Origin of the sequence: Corynebacterium sputi DSM 45148, assembly GCF_000427865.1 — a bacterium.
GTDB lineage: Bacteria > Actinomycetota > Actinomycetes > Mycobacteriales > Mycobacteriaceae > Corynebacterium > Corynebacterium sputi.
Genome location: NZ_ATYV01000021.1, coordinates 38,709 through 57,077, shown reverse-complemented (window position 1 = coordinate 57,077; position 18,369 = coordinate 38,709). Strand labels below are relative to the sequence as shown.

Sequence of the window (18,369 nt, the reverse complement as noted above, 5' to 3'; positions counted from 1 at the left end):
GCAGCCTGCAGCGACGGTGAGGAACGCACGGTTGCAGATGAGCGAGGCGGTGGAGAGTTCGTCAGTGGGGTTTTCGTGGGCGAAGCGTGCTGCCTGTGGTGCGATGGCCGCTGCGAATGGGCACCCCGGGTCGGTGAGGTCGAATGGTGGCGGGTTGGCTGTGGTGTGCATCAGGTCCCCCTGGGCTGATGTGACAGAGCTAGATGTGACAGAGCTGGTTCAGTTGTGGAGTGAGTGAGTTGATCCCCGTGTTTTCCCGATCAACTCGCTTGCGTGTTCGAGGCTAGTGTGTTTGTGCAGGTCACGCAATAGGAAAATCCCCGGCCTCCGAAAAACTGTGCGAGAGTTCGGGGGTCGGGGGTGTGGAAGGAGACGTCGTTAAGCGGGTTGAGGCCTTTTAGCCGGCACGCAGCACTGTTCGGCGCACAGGGATCCGTTGACTGCGGAGCCCTGGAGGGGCTCGGAGCCGAGGCGTCGCAAGTCTGCGCCATCGCGACGCTCGCGGATGAGCTCGGTGATCATCGAGGCAAAGGCCTGTGAGGGGCCGGGCGTGGCCGAGCGCTGGATGGCGAAATCCTTATCGCTCATCTCGTCCATGAGCTCGGTGTCGAGGTCCCAGACAACTTCGATGTGGTCAGAGATGAATCCCACCGGACAGACCACAGCTGCGCGATAGCTTTGGCCTTCGAGGTCCTCGGCATGGTCGACGATATCCGGCTCAAGCCACGGAATGTGAGGAGGGCCGGATCGAGACTGCCATACGACGTCATACTCGGAGACGCCAACCTTCTGGGCGATCAGGGCCGCGGACTCGGCGACCTGGCGGGAGTAAAGGTTTCCGTCGCCATCAGCCGGACCCGCCGAACGATCAGCAGACACCGGAATGGAGTGCGCAGTGAATACGAGGCGGGCGTTGTCGCGACGATCATCCGGAAGTTTCTCGAAGGAGTCCTTCACTGCGGTAGCGAACTCGTTGATGAATAGCGGGTGATCGTGGAATCCACGCAGGCGCTCGAGTCGGATCTGGGGCAGGTCCTTTTCACGGAGATGCTCGCGGGCGCGGGCAATGTCCTCGTGATACTGGCGGCAACCGGAGTACCCTGCCCAGGCGCTCGTTGCGAAGACCAGAGCATTGCGGATGCCGTCTCTGGACATCTGTTCGACGGTGTCCTCCACCATGGGGTGCCAGTTTCGATTGCCGAAGTAGACCGGAAGGTCAATGCCCTCGGAAGCGAGGATGGCCTCGAGGTTCGCGATGATCTCGCGGTTCAGGTCGTTCAGCGGAGACTTGCCGCCGAAGTTGTAATAGTGCTCCCCGACCTCGTCCAAACGTTCCGGTGGGATACCCCGACCGCGCGTCACATTCTCCAGGAAAGGACGCACATCCTCGGTCTTTTCGGGTCCACCGAAGGACAGTACGAGGATTGCGTCGTAGGGCGAGTCACTCATAGAACCCACTCTAGCCCTCAAGGTGACGGGCACTGAAAAGCGGTTTGGACTCCCGAATATCTACCTGTGACGCCGCTCTCACGGAACGCGTCGTGCCTCGATCAACGTGCCGCAGACGGCCACGAGAAGCGCGACGAATGCGGCGATAAGCCACGGACGGGGGTTCTCCTCCGACCGGATTTCGTAGCCGATGTCGTCAGATAGGACCCCGTAAGCGTCGCGGAGCTCTTCGAGGCTCTGAGCGGAGTGGAAGGAACCTTCCGAACGGCGAGCAATTTCTGCCAATGATTCATCGTCGTTGGGCACCGCGATGATGTCGCCGCCGACAGAGACGATGCCGCTGGGGGTGCCGAACGAGATCGTGTTCACTGGCACGCCACGGGAGGCCGCTTCGTCGGCGGCTGTATATGCGCCTCGGGGGTCGTCAAGGTTCGCGGGGATAGTCTGCTTGCCGTCTGACAGCATCACGATCTCTGCGGGAGGCGGGCCCTCGGCGCCGTCGAAGGCATCTTCGACCTCGTCGACTGAATCTAGGGCCGACATGATGGCGTCTCCGGTTGCTGTGGCGCTAGCAAGGCTAGCGCCATCCAGGGCCCGGATGGCCCGCTGATGGTCCGTCGTCGGTGCCACCGGAGTTCTGGTGGAACCGGCGAAAGTGACGAGCCCGAGGTTGAGATCTTCGGGGATCGATTCGATGAACTCGCGACCGGCCTGTTTTGCGGCAGTCAAGCGGTCAGGCTCGACATCTGTTGCACCCATCGAGAGCGAGACATCGACGACGAGGATGATTGTCGCGCGGTTCTTCGCGACCCTCGTGTCCATTACGGGACCTGCGAGAGCAACCGCAGCCAATGCCAAGGCCACGAGCATTGCAACGACGGGAACATGGCGGACCCACGGTCGACCGGTTCCCGAGACCTTCGCAAGAACGGTCATGTTGCCGAAGGCCACGGCTCGACGAGAGCGCCGTCGGTGAATGAGGACGTAGGCCACCGCCATCGCGATGACTCCGGCGAGCACGAGGAGCCAGAGAGGTTGGGCGAACATTAGCGACGGCCTCCCCTGGTCGGTGACAGTTGCCTCGCGAAGTCTACGACCCAGTCTCGGTCCGTGCGCAGATCCACCTGCCGTGCGCCGGCTCGACGCAGCGCCCGGTCCACCTCGGCGGTGTGCTCGGCTGCGGCCTCGGCATAACGACGCCTCAGTTCAGGTTCAACGGTCACCTGCAGTGTCTCGCCGCTGTCTGCGTCCGAGAGCACTACGGGGCCTTCGCCGGGAAGCTCAACGTCCGCGGGGTCGATCAGGCGCACGGCGACAATATCTGTGCGTGCGGACAGCGCGCGCAGGTCGTCGGCCCAGTCAACCGGGCCTAGGAAGTCCGACACCACCACGACCATTCCGGCCCTCGGTGCCCGTGCCGGTATCGACCGAAGATCTGCGGCCAGCCCGCCGCCACCTGCATGATTGGCGGCAACCGACGTTAGACGAAGTGCCGAATTTCGGCCGCGTCCCGGCGGTACGACCTCTCCGCCGGCCAACAATGCTGTCCGGTCGCCGTCGCCGTTGTTGAGAAGTGCGGTGGCGGCGGAGACGTCGACAAGCAAATGCTTCTTGGTCACCGTGCCGGAGCCGGTGGACAGTCTGGCCGGCGTGTCGATGACGATCCAGCACTCGAGTTCGCGCTCGGCCTCCGGGTCGCGCACATGCGGCTCACCAGTTCGGGCAGTGACGGCCCAATCCATGTACCGGACGTCATCGCCGGGCTCATAGAGCCGCGTCGTGTCCGGGGCCGTTCCTGGGCCTCGCTGTGGCGACGGGTAACTGCCACGGACCAGTCCGTCGAGCCGACGTGTGACAGTCAGCTCCAAGTGGCGCAGCAGTCGGTCGAGATCTCGATCAGTGGACTGGGCCACTTAGGCTCCCGGCTGCGGCAAACGAACGGCGGACAGCACCGAGTCCACGAGAGCATCAGCGCTGACGTCATCAGCCAGTGCTTCATAGCTGAGGACCAAGCGGTGCCTGAGGACATCTGGAAGGACCGCGACGACATCATCGGGGGTGACGTAATCTCGACCTGATAGCAGTGCGGTTGCTCGAGCTGCGGCGATGGCACCAAGGGTGGCACGCGGAGAAGCTCCATACGACAGGTACCGGCTGACGTCCTCGAGACCTGCGCGCATCGGATTGCGGGTCAGCTCAATCACCGCCACGACGTAATCGATGAGCGAATGGTGGACGAAGACCTCCCGGACCTTGCGCTGCAGGCCCCGGACGATCTCAGGAGTCAGTACCCGGCGAGGCACCGGCGGGACACCACCCATGCGGTAGACAATCTCGCGTTCCTCTGCCGGAGTCGGGTAGTCAACAACGACTTTGAAGAGGAAACGGTCCCGCTGAGCCTCTGGGAGGGGGTAGACGCCCTGGTTTTCGATCGGGTTCTGCGTCGCGAGGACTAAGAACGGGTCCGGGACAGCAGTCGTCCTGCCACCAATGGACACCTGCCTCTCGGCCATCACCTCCAGGAGAGCAGATTGGACCTTCGCAGGTGCACGATTGATCTCGTCAGCGAGGAGGACGTTTGCCATTACAGGTCCGTACTCGACACTGAACGCACCGGTGTCTTGACGGAAGATTCGAGTACCCACGACGTCAGACGGGACTAGATCCGGAGTGAACTGAATTCGGTTGAAAGAACCGCCGATGACCTTAGCGAACGTCGATACAGCAAGGGTTTTGGCAACACCAGGGACACCCTCCACCAGCACATGCCCACCGGCGAGCATCGACACGACGAGTGAACGGCAGAGATGGTCCTGCCCCACCACGACGGTCTGCAGCTCTGCCAGTACCTGTGACAGGTCAGCGTTGTCAGTTGTCTGGGCGATCGGATCAGACACCCGTGACCTCCTGGTGTTCTGTAGTTGATTCTCGGGCAGGTGCGTTCGCGGCAGTCGCACGGCGCCACCAAAGGACCGGCAGGCCGATCGTGATCAATGCGAACAGTACGAGGAGCAGGTAATTGATCTCAGACCACGGAATGTGGTGCTGCGTGGCCATGCTGATGAACCAGTCCAGACCCTCTGGATAGTTGGTCCGCTGCACCATGTCGTATTCCGCGGTTTCTAACGCCGCACGTGAGAGTTGATCCGAAGCGGATCCTGAATAAGCGGGGGTACGGACGATTGCCGTACCTCCGTCGAGGTCCACGATCTTCTGTGCGAGATCCCGCGGTTCCGTGCCGACCTTCGGAATCTCTTCCAAGATGACCACCTTGAGGTCGTCAATTCCCCGGTCCTGGGCGGATTCCACGACGGGCACCAGGGCGTCGTTAAGCGCTGGAATCTCTGACGCGACACGGTCCTCGGCGAGCTCGGCGCGAATCGCGTCGAGGTCATAGACCAGACTCGGGTTACTCACGTGGTGGACGCCTTCCTCGGTGACAGTGTCGACTTGCTGGAACCATTGTGCCTTGTCTGCTCCGAGACATCCCTAAGACGGTAGTGATTAGTGCAACAGAACGCCCGTACTGTTAAGGTTATTGACAGGTCGGGCAGTAGCTCACTGTGTCATGTGGGTTTCGCACATGTAACTCCGGTGACTCCACGCCCGCGCCGAGTGCCCACCCAGGCCCGTTCGTGTGCGGGGCTCTGGGCACGGACTCAATACAGCAAAGAATTGGAGCAGACTGTGACTGAAAGCAAGAACTCCTTCAACGCCAAGAGCACTCTTGACGTCAACGGAAAGTCCTACGACTACTACCGTCTCGACGCAGTGCCCGGCATGGAGAAGCTGCCCTACGCAATGAAGGTTCTCGGCGAGAACCTCCTGCGTAACGAAGACGGCGCAAACATTACCGAAGACCACATCAACGCAGTGGCCAACTGGGATCCGTCGGCTGAGCCGTCGATCGAGATCCAGTTCACCCCGGCCCGCGTGATCATGCAGGACTTCACCGGTGTTGCTTGTGTTGTCGACCTCGCCACCATGCGTGAGGCCGTCAAGACCCTGGGTGGAGACCCAGATCAGGTTAACCCGCTGAACCCGGCCGAGATGGTCATCGACCACTCCGTGATCATCGAGGCATTCGGCGACTCCGCAGCCCTCGAGACCAACGTTGAGATCGAGTACCAGCGCAACGACGAGCGTTACCGCTTCCTGCGTTGGGGCACCGGTGCGTTCTCCAACTTCCGCGTGGTCCCCCCGGGAACTGGCATCGTCCACCAGGTCAACATCGAGTACCTGGCCCGTACCGTCTTCGACAAGGATGGCCTGGCCTACCCGGACACCTGCGTCGGTACTGACTCCCACACCACGATGGAGAACGGCCTGGGCATCCTGGGCTGGGGCGTCGGCGGCATCGAGGCTGAGGCAGCAATGCTCGGCCAGCCGATCTCCATGCTGATCCCCCGCGTCGTCGGCTTCAAGCTGACCGGTGACACCCCGGTCGGCGTTACCGCCACCGACGTGGTGCTGACCATCACCGACATGCTGCGCCAGCACGGCGTCGTCGGCAAGTTCGTTGAGTTCTACGGCGCCGGCGTCTCGCGTCTGCCGCTCGCGAACCGCGCAACCATCGGCAACATGTCTCCGGAGTTCGGTTCCACCGCTGCGATCTTCCCGATCGACAACGAGACCACCAAGTACCTGCGCCTGACCGGCCGCTCGGCCGAGTCCATCGACCTGGTCGAGGAGTACGCCAAGGCTCAGGGCATGTGGCTGGACGAGAACACTCCGGAAGCCGAGTACTCCGAGTACCTCGAGCTGGACCTGTCCACCGTGGTTCCGTCCATCGCCGGCCCGAAGCGTCCGCAGGACCGCATCGAGCTGTCCTCCGCCAAGGAGCAGTTCCGCAAGGACATCCACAACTACGTCCTCAGCGCCTCGGGCAACACCGACGCACAGGACTTCGTGGCAGAGGGCGGCGCACCGTCCCGCGCCACCGCTACTCCGGCATCCGCTGCTGACGCCAAGGGCAAGGTTGCCTCGGCTGCAGCCGGCGCTTCGGGACGTCCGTCCAACCCGACGGCCGTTACTTACAACGGTGAGGAGATGGAGCTCGACCACGGTATGGTCGCCATCGCTTCCATCACCTCGTGCACCAACACCTCCAACCCGTCCGTGATGGTCGGCGCCGCTCTGCTGGCCCGCAACGCCGCGGACAAGGGTCTGAAGTCGGCACCGTGGGTGAAGACCTCGATGGCCCCGGGTTCCCAGGTTGTCACCGGTTACTACGAGAAGGCAGGCCTCTGGCCGGCTCTGGAGGCCATGGGCTTCTACCTCGTCGGCTACGGCTGCACCACCTGCATCGGTAACTCCGGTCCGCTGCCGGAGGAGATCTCCCAGGGAATCAACGACGGTGACCTCGCTGCCACCGCCGTGCTCTCCGGTAACCGTAACTTCGAGGGTCGCATCAACCCGGACGTCAAGATGAACTACCTGGCGTCCCCGATCCTGGTCATCGCTTACGCGATCGCCGGAACGATGGACTTCGACTTCGAGACCCAGCCGCTGGGTCAGGACGCTGACGGCAACGACATCTTCCTGGCTGACATCTGGCCCTCCACTGACGAGATCGAGCGCGTCATCGAGGAGTCCATCACCTCCGAGCTGTACGAAGAGGACTACAAGGACGTCTTCGCCGGCGACGAGCGTTGGCAGTCCCTGCCCACGCCGGAGGGCAAGACCTTCGACTGGGACGACAAGTCTTCTTACATCCGCAAGGCACCGTACTTCGACGACATGGAAATGGAGCCGGCTCCGGTTTCCGACGTCCATGGCGCACGCGTGATGGCACTGCTGGGCGACTCGGTCACCACCGACCACATCTCCCCCGCATCGTCCATTAAGCCGGGCACCCCGGCCGCTCAGTACCTGGATTCCATGGGTGTCGAGCGCAAGGACTACAACTCGCTGGGTGCCCGTCGTGGTAACCACGAGGTCATGGTCCGCGGTACCTTCGCGAACATCCGTCTGCAGAACCAGCTTCTCGACGGTGTCTCCGGTGGCTACACCCGCGACTTCACCCAGGAGGGTGGACCGCAGTCCTTCATCTACGACGCTTGCCAGAACTACAAGGCCGAGGGCACCCCGCTCGTCGTCCTCGGTGGCAAGGAGTACGGCACCGGTTCGTCCCGTGACTGGGCTGCTAAGGGCACCCTGCTGCTGGGCGTGAAGGTCGTCATCGCTGAGTCCTTCGAGCGTATCCACCGCTCGAACCTCATCGGCATGGGCGTTATCCCGCTGCAGTTCCCGGAGGGCGAGTCCTGGAAGTCCCTCGGCATCGAGGGCACCGAGACCTTCGACTTCGAGGGCATCGAGGAGCTCAACAACGGCTCCATCCCGTCCGTCATCAAGGTCACGGCGACCAAGGAGAACGGCGAGAAGATCGAGTTCGACGCTCCGGTCCGCATCGACACCCCGGGTGAGGCCGATTACTTCCGTAACGGCGGCATCCTGCAGTACGTGCTGCGCAACATGATCAACGGCTAGTTACTCCGGTTTACGGAGTTGCTCCACTGAGCATGATCCGTCCGCCCCGGCCCCGGTTTTACTCCGGGGCCGGGGCGGACGTATATGAGGAAGGTTCGTGAGTGATGCCGCGGGTAAGCAACAAGGACCTGGAACACCGGCGCAGCGACATTCTTGACGGTGCCCGACAGTGTTTCGCGGACTTCGGCTACGACGGTGCGACCGTCGCGCGCTTGGAGGCCGCAACCGGTAAGTCACGGGGAGCGATCTTCCACCACTTCGGGTCGAAGGAAGGACTCTTCCTCGCTCTTGCTGAGGAGGATGCCGCTGAGATGGCGGAGGTGACCGCATCCTCCGGCCTCGTCGAGGTGATGCGTGACGTTCTGGCTAACCCGGAGCGCCATGCCTGGCTGAGTACCCGGCTGGAGGTAGTCCGTCGGCTCCGTACTGATGAGGCCTTCCGGTCGAAGTGGATGGAGCACCAGGGGCAGTTGGATGCCGCTGTGCAGAAGCGCCTGGACGCCTCAGCTCGTAGCGGGTTGTTGCGTGAAGACGTCTCTCCAGAGGTGATGCGCCTGCTCTTGGAGCTGGTGTTGGACGGTGTGATCACCAGGTTGGCTTCGGGCCAACCGACCGGTCAGATCTCCGAGGTTCTGGACCTGGTCGAGGAGACCATGCGCCGGCAGTGATAGCTGTGCCGCGCGACTGAGGGCGTTCCACCGCAGGTGGGGCGCCATTCGGTATGCGTGGAACTAATTTCAGGGAACCGGATGCGTGACGACGGCGACCTCCGTACTAAGCTGTCTACTTATGCCCAGTTATCTTCTCGTCGCCCCCAGGCCGGGCGTCGATGTCACCCAGGCCGAACTGGCGGATTTCACTCGGGCGCTGAACCTGACGGTCCCGGAGTACGGACCGATTGATCTCGATCACCACGTGATCGACTCTGAATCCGCTACGTTGCCTGACCTCTCGGCGTATGACGGTGTCCTCGTCGGCGGCAGTCCGTTTAATGTCACGGACTTGGTCCATACAGCTACCCAGAAGCACGTTCAATCGCTGATGGTGCAGATCCTCCAGTCGGCGGTTCCCTCGCTGTTCATCTGCTTCGGCTCGGGCTTTTGCACGTGGACGATGGGCGGCCGTGTGGACCGTTCCTATGGTGAGAGCGCATCGGTCTCCACCGTTGAGCTCACTGAGGCAGCTACGCACGACCCGATCTGCCGTTACCTGCCTCAGAGGTTCCAAGTACTCACCGGCCATGTTGAGTCGGTCGCTGAAATCGCTGACTCTGCCGTGGTTCTCGGTACTGGTCCCACGTGCCCAGTCCAGTTCTATCGGGTCAACCGCAACACCTGGGCGACCCAGTTCCACCCGGAGTTGGACGCCACCGGGTTCGCCCGTCGAATGGCCTTTTACTCTGACCACGGGTACTACGACACCGCAAAGGCCGAATCCATCATTGAATCTGCGAATGCTGCAGAGCTCTCCCCCGTGGCCGGTATCTTCACCGGTTTCCGACGTTTCTGCGAGGTTGACTATGCCGGCCGGTAGCTACAAGCCCTTCCTGCTGCTGTCGACGCGTGCCGAAAACGTCGCAGCCCATGCAGAGCATCTTTCCTTCTGCCGCCGCACGGGCATTCCTGCGGCCAGGCTCCACCAGATCCGTCTGGAGAGCGCTGCGCTCGATCCGAACTTTGGCGTGCCGAACTTGGCAGACTATTCGGGCATTATCGTCGGCGGCGGCCCGTTTAACGTTATGGATGAGCAAAAATCAGAGGCGCAGGTGGCCGTCGAAGCGTGGTTCTCCTCGCTTCTCGACGTCGTCCTCGACCGCTCTTTCCCCTTCTTCGGCGCATGCTACGGCATTGGTTTGCTTGGCACTGCCGGAGACGGAGTGATCTCGCGGAAGTTCGGTGAAGAGGCCTCGGTGGCTGCCGTGACGAAAACGGACGCCGGTCGCCGCGATCCGGTTCTCGAGGGGATTCCGGACACCTTCTACTCCCCTGTCGGACACAAGGAGGCCATCGAGCAGCTGCCGCAGGATGCGGTGCTTCTTGGATCTGGTGAGCACTGTCCCACCCAGATGTTCCGACTTGGCGACAATGCCTACGCGACCCAGTTTCACCCTGAACTGGACGCGGATACCTTCGCCCAGCGCCTGGGCATCTACGTGGGCCAGGGTTACTACGGCCCTAGTGGCTTCGAAGACGCGGTGCTGGCGGCCCGGACGAAGAATGTTGCGCAGTCAGGCCTGATGCTCCGGAACTTCGCGGAGATCGCTGCGCGGTAGTGCCGCTGGGCCCGACGGTCCAGCTACGCCAGCTCGACGATTTCCATGTACTGCTCGTTCCAGAGGTCCTCGGTACCGTCCGGAAGCACGATGACGCGCTCGGGCTCCAGGGCCTTCACTGCGCCCGGATCGTGAGTGACCAGGACAACGGCACCCTTGTAAGTGCGCAGTGCATCGAGGACCTGTTCGCGAGACATCGGGTCAAGGTTGTTGGTGGGCTCGTCGAGAAGCAGTACGTTCGCGCGCGAGGACACCAGAGCAGCCAGTGCGAGCCTGGTCTTCTCACCACCGGAAAGCGTTCCAGCAGGTTGGTCGAGCTGGGGACCGGTGAACATGAACGCGCCCAGCAGGCTGCGCAGCTCCTGCTCGTCGACAGTCGGGCAGGATTCAATGGTGTTCTGCCAGACCGATTTGTTGCCGTCGATGGTGTCGTGCTCCTGGGCGAAGTAACCGATTTTCAGGCCGTGGCCAGAGACGATGCCACCTTCTCCGTCGACGCGTTCGACACCGGCCAGCAGCTTCAGCAACGTTGTTTTACCTGCACCATTGAAGCCCAGCACGACCACGCGCGAGCCCTTGTCGATGGCCAGGTCCACGCCAGCGAAGACCTCCAAAGAGCCGTACATCTTGGTCAGCCCCTTAGCATTCATCGGAGTCTTGCCACAGGCAGCAGGCTCCGGGAACGAGATGTGGGCGACCTTGTCCTCGACGCGGACATCATCAAGCTCATTCATCATGCGGTCGGCGCGGGCAGCCATCTGCTTCGCAGCCTTCGCCTTGGTGGCCTTCGCACCGAGCTTGTCGGCCTGCTTGTGCAGCGCGGACGCCTTCTTTTCGGCGTTGGATCGCTCACGGCGTCGGCGAGCCTCGTCGGTGGCACGCGCGTCGAGGTACTTCTTCCAGCCCATGTTGTAGATGTCTGCTTCACCGCGCACGGCATCCAGGAACCAGATCTTGTTGCAGACCGCGCGCAGCAGGTCCACATCGTGGCTGATGATGATCAGACCGCCCTCGTGCTTCTTCAGGAAGTCACGGAGCCACTCGATGGAGTCAGCGTCGAGGTGGTTGGTCGGCTCGTCGAGAAGCAGCGTTGTGTTCGACTTACCGGAGCCTCCGGAGGCAGCAAACAGGATCTGAGCCAACTCAACACGGCGGCGCTGACCTCCGGAGAGCGTCGAGAGCTTCTGGTCTAGCACCCGCTCGGGCAATCCGAGGGCGTCGCAGATGCGAGCAGCCTCAGAATCGGCCTCATAGCCACCGAGCGACTGGTACTGCTCCTCAAGGCGGGAGTACTTCCGGATCGCCGCGTCGCGCTTGCGGTCATCGGAAGTGGTCTCCATGATCTCCTGCTGGCGCTCCATGCTCTGCCGGAGCTGGTCCAGCCCGCGGGCTGACAACACACGATCCCGGGCCGACTGATTGATGTCGCCCTCTTTGGAGTCCTGCGGCAGGTATCCGATCGGACCGCTCCTGGTGACGGAGCCGCCATAGGGCTCACCCTCACCTGCGAGAATTCGCATCGTGGTGGTCTTGCCGGCGCCGTTCCTGCCGACCAGACCGATGCGGTCACCCTCCTGGACGCGCAGCAATTCGCCGGGCGCGTCCAATAGGGTGCGCGCGCCGACTCGGACCTCAAGATCATGGGTGACAATCACATCGGGCCACTCTACCGGCAGTAACCCCACGTCCCAATCCGCCCTCCTATGCTGGTGACATGGCTCAGCACCAGCGTCTCTCTGTCCTCGGCCTTGGCCCTGCCGGCCGGGCGCTCGCCCACCGGGCTGCAGAACGCGGTTGGAGCGTGACAGGCATCGATCCCGCGGGAGGTTCTATGCCCTCCACCATTGGTATGTGGGAGCGGGAGATGCCGGAATGGGTGGGTGCGGAAGCCGTCGGGAAGCGCTTCTTTCCTACCGTTATCGGCTCGGGCGGCCACAAACATATGCTTCCCGACGCTTACCTCGTCCTCAACACCACCATCCTCAAGGGGTTTGATGGCTATGAGGTGGTGCAAGATACCGCTGACCCCGTTGAGGTTGAGGGTGCGGTCGTGAGCACGGTCAATACCGAGCCACTGGCGGTGCGCCAATTTGCGTACGGGGCGATCCTGCCGGAAACTGCCCTCCCGCAGGAACATCGAATCCCAGTCCTGATGGATTTCCGGGACGTCTCTGATGGAGACGGCGCCGATACCACCTTCTCCTACCGAATTCCGCTGGCAGACGGACGGTGGCTGATCGAGGAGACCATTCTAGTCACTCGAGCCGGCACTGCTGAGTCGATGGACCTGCTGAAGAGGAACCTGACTCGGCGGTTGGGATCCCTCGGGATTGATGAGACGGCGACCGAAGAATACGAGACTGTGAACTTCCCGGTCGGTCCGGCGAAGCTCCGATCACTTCAGGGCGTGCAGAAATTCGGAGTTGCCGGTGGTTGGATGCATCCGGCGACAGGTTACTCGGTCGGTTCGATGCTTGCGGATGTAGATCGGGTGCTAGATGACCTGGACGGTGGGAAGCCTTTTCCCCCCCGCGGCGGATGGCCCCTGCTGTGGCTGCGACGCCGGGGACTGGTTGTCCTCCTGGCTTTTGATCCACAGCAGACGCGGGAATTCTTCGATGCCTTCTTCACGCTCCCCGATCGGCTGATTCACAATTACCTCACCGGTCGCGGTGGTGTGCCAGGTACAGCTGCAGCAATGGTGGCGCTATCAGTCCCGCTGGCACGGCGAGCGCCGAAAGTTTTGGGAACGCTGCTAAGTGCATTTCTCTTCCGTCGCTTATGATCGTGCGGTCCGGCGACGAGGAGTCTCCGGCTCACACCTCATAGTGCACAGGAGATTTAGTGTCCGAGACTGTTTCAACCCAGGAGCAACTGCATCGCAGTCTCCGGACCCGTCACCTGACGATGATCGCCATTGGCGGATCGATCGGTACCGGTCTGTTCGTCGCCTCTGGTGCGACGATCTCCACAGCCGGACCGGGCGGCGCCCTCGCGGCGTACGCCCTGATCGGCATCATGGTGTGGCTGGNGATGCAGTCCCTCGGTGAGATGGCCGCGTACCTGCCTGTCGCAGGTTCCTTCCAGGAGTACGGCAGCCGGTATGTCTCCCCCTCGTTCGGTTTCGCGCTTGGGTGGAATTACTGGTTCAACTAGGCAATTACGGTCGCAGCGGAGCTCGTAGCCGCGGTTCTGGTGATGAAATACTGGCTTCCCGACGTCCCCTCCATCATCTGGTCCGCCATCTTCCTGGCGCTACTCTTCGGTTTGAATGCCTTGTCCGCCCGCGCATTTGGCGAGGGCGAGTTCTGGTTCGCCGCGATCAAAGTGATCACCGTTGTGGTCTTCCTCGTGATCGGCGTGGCGATGATTCTGGGAATCATGGGAGGAACCTCTCCCGGGTTTAGCAACTGGACGGAAGGCTCGGCACCTTTCGTCGGTGGTGGTGCGGGAATCCTCGCCGTATTCGTTGTGGCCGCGTACTCCTTCCAGGGCACCGAGCTTGTCGGTGTTGCCGCTGGAGAGGCAGACAACCCCGAGAAGACCCTGCCGAAGGCAATCCGCACGATCTTCTGGCGCATCCTGCTGTTCTACATCGGCGCGATCGCTGTGATTGGCTTCCTCATCCCCTACACCGACCCAAACCTGCTGGCCTCCTCCGAGTCCAACATCGCGGTCTCTCCGTTCACCCTGGTTTTCGACCGAGCGGGAATCGCCTTCGCCGCTGCACTCATGAACGCGGTGATCCTCACCTCGGTCCTGTCGGCGGGAAACTCCGGCCTGTACGCATCCACTCGAATATTGTACTCGATGGCTCGGACCGGGCAGGCACCCCGAATTTTCGGCAACCTCACTCGCCGTGGTGTCCCGATGAATGCGCTGCTGGCGACCACAGCCATCGGCATGTCCGGATTCCTGACTTCGATCGTTGGAGATGGCGCCGCTTACACATTCCTACTGACGCTCTCCGCCCTCGCCGGCTTCATCACCTGGGCTGGCATCTCCTGGTCGCATTTCTGCTTCAGACGGGCCATGAAGGCCCAGGGCAAGTCTCTGGACGAATTGCCGTACCGGGCAAAGTTCTTCCCAGCAGGAGCTGTCGTCGCCCTAGCAATGTGTTTCCTAGTGATCCTGGGTCAGGCCTGGGATCCAGTGGTCAATGGTGACAACGTGCTGGGAGTCCTCGCCCCCTACTTCGGTATCCCCGTATTCCTGGCTCTGTGGTTCGGCTTCCGGGTGGTCAAGAAGGCCAAGGCCGTTAAGCCTGAAGAGGCCGATCTTTCCCGCCAGTAACCTATTCTGAGTGAGTGTTCCCGCTCATCAGAACCACTGGGCCGACCCTAGAGACGGCGATGCTTCGGGCTGCCACTTTGTCGATGGCGGTCTGCTGGCCGTTCTTCATGTTCGAGGCCATCACCCGGTCTCTCCCATCGGGCACTTTCACCGAGCATTGGTTCCCGATGGTGTCCGCCGCGATATTCGCCGGCGCAAACCTCCTCATGTTCGTCGCATGGGTCTCCGGCCGCCGAAATCTGATGGTTCTTTCGCTCCGGGTCACCGCACTGACACTCCCAATTGTCATGGTGTTGGTCTTTTTTCGTCCCTACGAAGGAACACCGGCGACTGGGCCTGGCATGTGGTTCGCCGGCTTTTCCGGGATTCCCGCAGTCGCAATGGCACTGACCTAACCAGTTCGAGTAGCAGTTCCATACTGGTTTCTCGGAGTCGGTGGCACGTCCCTGATGAACTCCTTGTACGAGGGACGGTTCGCACCCCTCAGCGTCATCGGCGAGGTGGGATTCAACCTGATCAACGTCTTTGCCTTGGTGCTTGCCGCATCAGGCACCATCACCGCTTCGCGTGTCATCGACACCACCGAAGCCAAAGCAATGCGGGACGAAGTCCGAGCGGCGAAGCTCCGGGCACGTTCGGACGAAATTGCGCGATTCACCGGGCTCGTCCACGACAACATCCTGACGCTACTGGCTGGAATAGCCAAAGGAATCCGGCCGACTAATCCCATCGATCTGAAGTTCAGCGAGGCGTACGGCGCCACTGGGGACGTGACGGTCGATAACTGCCTCACCGCCCTGCAACGTTCCTTGGATACCCACACACCTGACTGCCAGGTCAACACGACCCTGGACTTCACAGACTCAGAGCTGGAGCAATCGGGAATTCCAGGCCCCGTTGTCACTGCGGTGGTTATGGCATTGGCGGAGGCCGCGAAAAACTCTGCAAAGCACGCTGGAGACACCGCTTCCAGACACTGTTCCGTCGAGATTGCCCCTGGAAGACTGCTAATCACTTACCGAGACGACGGCCCGGGATTCGATACCACCACCATTCGCCCAGACGCCGCCGGGATCAAAGCATCAGTCATTTCCGAATGAAGTCTGCTGGCGGCACCGGAACAGTTACCTCAGAACGCGGCCTAGACACCACTGTGACGCTGGCGTGGACAGGGGCAGAGACAGCGACCATTCCCGAGCCTGTCGCAGGCCCCACTGGAACGACGGACCTTGAAGTATTCGATCTGCTGCGGATGGACCTTGTCTACTCCAGGGGGTTCGCCCTGGCCGTGGCGATTGTCTTCGCGATCATGACGATCTCAACCAACCGGCCATTCGCGCCGGGCGCGGTGATCTCCTACGCCCTGATGCTGGCCATTGTCGCCGTGGTGTTCCCAGGCCGTGAGCATCCGCTCCGCGGCGGCGAGCGATCACCGCATTCGTCCTCCTCGTCGCCTTGGCACAGGCCGGAATGTGGCAGGACCTCTCTGACTCCGCCATCTGGAGCCACCATTGGCATCTCAATGCTCTCTCCATGTTGGGGTCGTTGGTGGCGTTTAAGGGACGGCCATGGGTTGCCGTCGCCGGCGTCGGCACCGGTGCTCTGGTCGTAGAAGTTTCAGCAGTATGGTGGCTCATCCCAATCGGGGGTGTAGGAGTTGGGGTCTGAAGCCGCCGGTCTCGAGCAGGCTTCGGGCGATGTAGTTGGTCAGGTTGCGGAACCCGAGTGCGGAGCCGCGCAGGTGTTCGAGCCGTCCGTTGAGCGCCTCGGTCGGCCCGTTGCTGGTGCCGGGTCGTTCGAAGTAGGCGAGCACGTCAGCGGCTCGCTTCTTCAGGGTCCGGCCCAGGGTGGTGAGCTCGGTGAGCACCTTGGGGACGCCGGCGCTGAGGTCGGTGATCAGCTTCTCCATGAGCTCGCGGCCACGTTGCCGGTCCTCGTGGCGATAGGCGGCGATCATGCGCTGGTAGACACCCCAGGTCGCCTCGACCTCGACGTGAGCGTCATCAACGAACAGCGCGCGTAGCCTGTCGCTCTGCTTGTCGGTGAGCAGGTCCGCGCCGGTGTGCAGTGTGCGCCGCGACTTGTAGAGCGGGTCGTCCCTGAACCCACGGTGCCCGTGGATCGCGAGTTGGACCCGGCGCCGGCACCTGTCGAGGGCGTCACCGGCCAGGCGCACGACGTGGAAGGGATCCATCACCGTGACCGCGTCCGGGATCTCCTCTGCAGCGGCGGTCTTGAACCCGGTGAAGCCGTCCATCGCGACCACCTCGACCGCGTCACGGAAGGCGTCGTCGCGGTCGGCGAGCCAGGTCTTGAACGCCGCCTTCGACCGGCCCTCGACCATGTCCAGCAGCCTTGCTGGGCCGGCGCCATCGCGAACCGGGGTGAGGTCGATGATCACGGTGACGTACTTGTCGCCACGCCTGGTGTGGCGCCAGACGTGCTCATCGACGCCAATGACCTTCACGCCCTCGAACCGCGTGGGGTCGTTGATCAGCAGCCGCTTGCCTTCAGTCAGGACCGCGTTGTTGGCGGTGTCCCACGCGACCCCGAGTCCCTCGGCGACACGTGCGACGTTGAGGTGTGCGACCACGATCCCTTCCAGCGCCCACCGCAGCCCGGTGCGCGAGAGCTTCGCGCGTGGCTCCGCCGCGGCGCTGGTGTCTTGGCGCCACACGTGTCCGCAGTCGGCACAGCGGTAGCGGCGCACGACAACTTCCAGCACGGTCGGTCGCCAGCCCAGCGGCTCGTGGGCCAACCGCCGGATCACGGTGTCACGAGCAGCGCCTTCGCTGCCGCACCGTCGGCACCACTGATCTGGTTCCACCACGCGGCACGCGAGGACTGCACGATCCGGCTCAAGTTGTTGTCCGGTCACGCTCAGACCGAGGCCGTCGAGTCGAGCGAAGGCGGTCAGGTCAGGGCGGCCGAAGCCGGCCGGCGGGGTAGCGTCGGACACGTCGAGGTCTTTCGGATGGATGGCGTAGGAACCTCCGTCGTCGGGAGACCTCGACGTCTATCTGCGGACCGACGCGCCCGGCCGACCTACACCCTCATCTGAGAAGACCCCTGAGACGTCTTCGCCGACGACGGGACCGCCGAGGAGGAGGGCGCGGTGAGCTAAAAGAATGGAGCTTGCTCGGCTTCGACGCCGCCGCAAGCTCCGGTGAAACGGTCGGTACTGGTCGGTCGTCGTCGGTCACCACCGGATGGCGGCGTCCCCCACGCTCGGCGTTTGCGCAGGTCAGCGGCTCGTTCGCCCAGTGGGCGCATCAAGCGATAGACGCAAAGCCGACGTGATTAGGTCGTCGGTTCGATTCCGACAGGCGGTTCGGTTTTGGTGGTCGCGCGATGCGCTGGCCTCACGGCTCTGCCCGACACCGACGTCGCTCTCCTCTGCGACGGACCCCTCGCCGGCTGAGCGCTCGCGGCCCGGCATCCTGTCCGTGGGCCGATAGGCCTCGCACCGCTCGGCAACGCAGCGTGGCGTTGCGTCGCGACCTGGCGACGGCTCGGCGGGCGCGATCGTCTCGTGCGTTGGCGGACTACGGGAGCTTGGACGCGAGGACGTCGGCCGCCAGGATCTCGGGTGCTGCGCTGAGGAGGTGCTGGTTGGCCATCAGGGCTGCGACGATGGCGCCGTTGGCGTGGGCGTCGCGAGCGGCTTCGTCGGGGAATGCATCGAAGATCCAGAAGGTGTCGGCGTGGGTCCTGACCGCGAACCAGACAATCGTTCCTACTTCTTCGTTGGCGAGTGCGACAGCGCCGGCGAGCAGATCGGCGAGCGCGTCGTGCTGTCCATCGGCCGCGACGATCTTGGCGACGAAGGCATACGGAAGTGATGCGGGTGTGGACATGAGGGACTC

At 62.6% G+C, this 18,369-nt stretch carries 16 protein-coding genes and 1 pseudogene; 9 read left to right on the top strand and 8 right to left on the bottom strand.

Going from position 1 to position 18,369, the window contains the following annotated elements; genetic code table 11:
* Positions 1-378: 378 nt before the first annotated feature.
* The 5 genes from YWU_RS0111110 to YWU_RS16500 form a co-directional block, all read right to left on the bottom strand.
* Positions 379-1,449: a ferrochelatase gene (locus YWU_RS0111110; RefSeq protein ID WP_027020532.1), complete on the bottom strand. Its 1,071-nt coding sequence runs from the start codon at positions 1,447-1,449 to the stop codon at positions 379-381.
* Positions 1,450-1,527: 78 nt separating this feature from the next.
* Complete coding sequence (locus YWU_RS0111105; RefSeq protein ID WP_027020531.1) at positions 1,528-2,496, bottom strand: VWA domain-containing protein; 969 nt, start codon at positions 2,494-2,496, stop codon at positions 1,528-1,530.
* Positions 2,496-3,362: a DUF58 domain-containing protein gene (locus YWU_RS0111100; protein WP_027020530.1), complete on the bottom strand. Its 867-nt coding sequence runs from the start codon at positions 3,360-3,362 to the stop codon at positions 2,496-2,498. Before YWU_RS0111100 ends, YWU_RS0111105 begins: the two co-directional genes overlap by 1 nt.
* Complete coding sequence (locus tag YWU_RS0111095; protein WP_240484125.1) at positions 3,363-4,346, bottom strand: AAA family ATPase; 984 nt, start codon at positions 4,344-4,346, stop codon at positions 3,363-3,365. It abuts the gene before it with no gap.
* Entirely contained in the window at positions 4,339-4,866 is a 528-nt protein-coding gene (locus YWU_RS16500) for an Rv1476 family membrane protein (RefSeq protein ID WP_034647746.1), read from the bottom strand. The genes YWU_RS0111095 and YWU_RS16500 overlap by 8 nt, the downstream gene beginning before the upstream one ends.
* 270 nt (positions 4,867-5,136) lie before the next feature.
* Between YWU_RS16500 and acnA the strand changes: the two genes are divergently transcribed.
* From acnA to YWU_RS0111070, 4 genes are all read left to right on the top strand, one after another.
* Positions 5,137-7,938, top strand: a complete 2,802-nt coding sequence (acnA, locus tag YWU_RS0111085; protein ID WP_027020528.1) for an aconitate hydratase AcnA — start codon at positions 5,137-5,139, stop codon at positions 7,936-7,938.
* Positions 7,939-8,042: 104 nt separating this feature from the next.
* On the top strand, positions 8,043-8,606 hold the full coding sequence (locus tag YWU_RS0111080) for a TetR/AcrR family transcriptional regulator (protein ID WP_027020527.1): 564 nt from the start codon (positions 8,043-8,045) through the stop codon (positions 8,604-8,606).
* A 121-nt stretch (positions 8,607-8,727) separates the two neighbouring features.
* Entirely contained in the window at positions 8,728-9,471 is a 744-nt protein-coding gene (locus YWU_RS0111075; RefSeq protein ID WP_027020526.1) for a glutamine amidotransferase-related protein, read from the top strand.
* On the top strand, positions 9,458-10,210 hold the full coding sequence (locus YWU_RS0111070) for a glutamine amidotransferase (RefSeq protein WP_034647745.1): 753 nt from the start codon (positions 9,458-9,460) through the stop codon (positions 10,208-10,210). Before YWU_RS0111075 ends, YWU_RS0111070 begins: the two co-directional genes overlap by 14 nt.
* Before the next feature lie 23 nt (positions 10,211-10,233).
* On the opposite strand, the gene YWU_RS0111065 is transcribed toward YWU_RS0111070, so the two are convergent.
* Positions 10,234-11,865 (bottom strand): ABC-F family ATP-binding cassette domain-containing protein, encoded by a 1,632-nt coding sequence (locus YWU_RS0111065; RefSeq protein ID WP_027020524.1) that lies wholly within the window; start codon positions 11,863-11,865, stop codon positions 10,234-10,236.
* Positions 11,866-11,924: 59 nt separating this feature from the next.
* Here YWU_RS0111065 and YWU_RS0111060 point away from each other — a divergent pair, with 59 nt between their 5' ends.
* From YWU_RS0111060 to YWU_RS0111040, 5 genes and pseudogenes are all read left to right on the top strand, one after another.
* Positions 11,925-12,995, top strand: a complete 1,071-nt coding sequence (locus YWU_RS0111060; protein WP_027020523.1) for a lycopene cyclase family protein — start codon at positions 11,925-11,927, stop codon at positions 12,993-12,995.
* Between the two features lie 122 nt (positions 12,996-13,117).
* Positions 13,118-14,503: pseudogene (locus tag YWU_RS16495) on the top strand (amino acid permease).
* A 14-nt stretch (positions 14,504-14,517) separates the two neighbouring features.
* Complete coding sequence (locus YWU_RS0111050) at positions 14,518-14,898, top strand: hypothetical protein (protein WP_027020522.1); 381 nt, start codon at positions 14,518-14,520, stop codon at positions 14,896-14,898.
* A 54-nt stretch (positions 14,899-14,952) separates the two neighbouring features.
* Positions 14,953-15,603, top strand: a complete 651-nt coding sequence (locus YWU_RS0111045; protein WP_027020521.1) for an ATP-binding protein — start codon at positions 14,953-14,955, stop codon at positions 15,601-15,603.
* On the top strand, positions 15,600-16,115 hold the full coding sequence (locus YWU_RS0111040; protein WP_027020520.1) for a hypothetical protein: 516 nt from the start codon (positions 15,600-15,602) through the stop codon (positions 16,113-16,115). Before YWU_RS0111045 ends, YWU_RS0111040 begins: the two co-directional genes overlap by 4 nt.
* A gap of 21 nt (positions 16,116-16,136) precedes the next feature.
* Here YWU_RS0111040 and YWU_RS0111035 read toward each other — a convergent pair whose 3' ends face one another.
* Together YWU_RS0111035 and YWU_RS0111030 are read right to left on the bottom strand one after the other, a co-directional pair.
* Positions 16,137-17,462, bottom strand: coding sequence for an ISL3-like element ISPfr2 family transposase (locus tag YWU_RS0111035; protein ID WP_027020519.1), 1,326 nt, complete (start codon positions 17,460-17,462; stop codon positions 16,137-16,139).
* Between the two features lie 586 nt (positions 17,463-18,048).
* Positions 18,049-18,360: a putative quinol monooxygenase gene (locus tag YWU_RS0111030; RefSeq protein ID WP_027020518.1), complete on the bottom strand. Its 312-nt coding sequence runs from the start codon at positions 18,358-18,360 to the stop codon at positions 18,049-18,051.
* Positions 18,361-18,369: the final 9 nt, after the last annotated feature.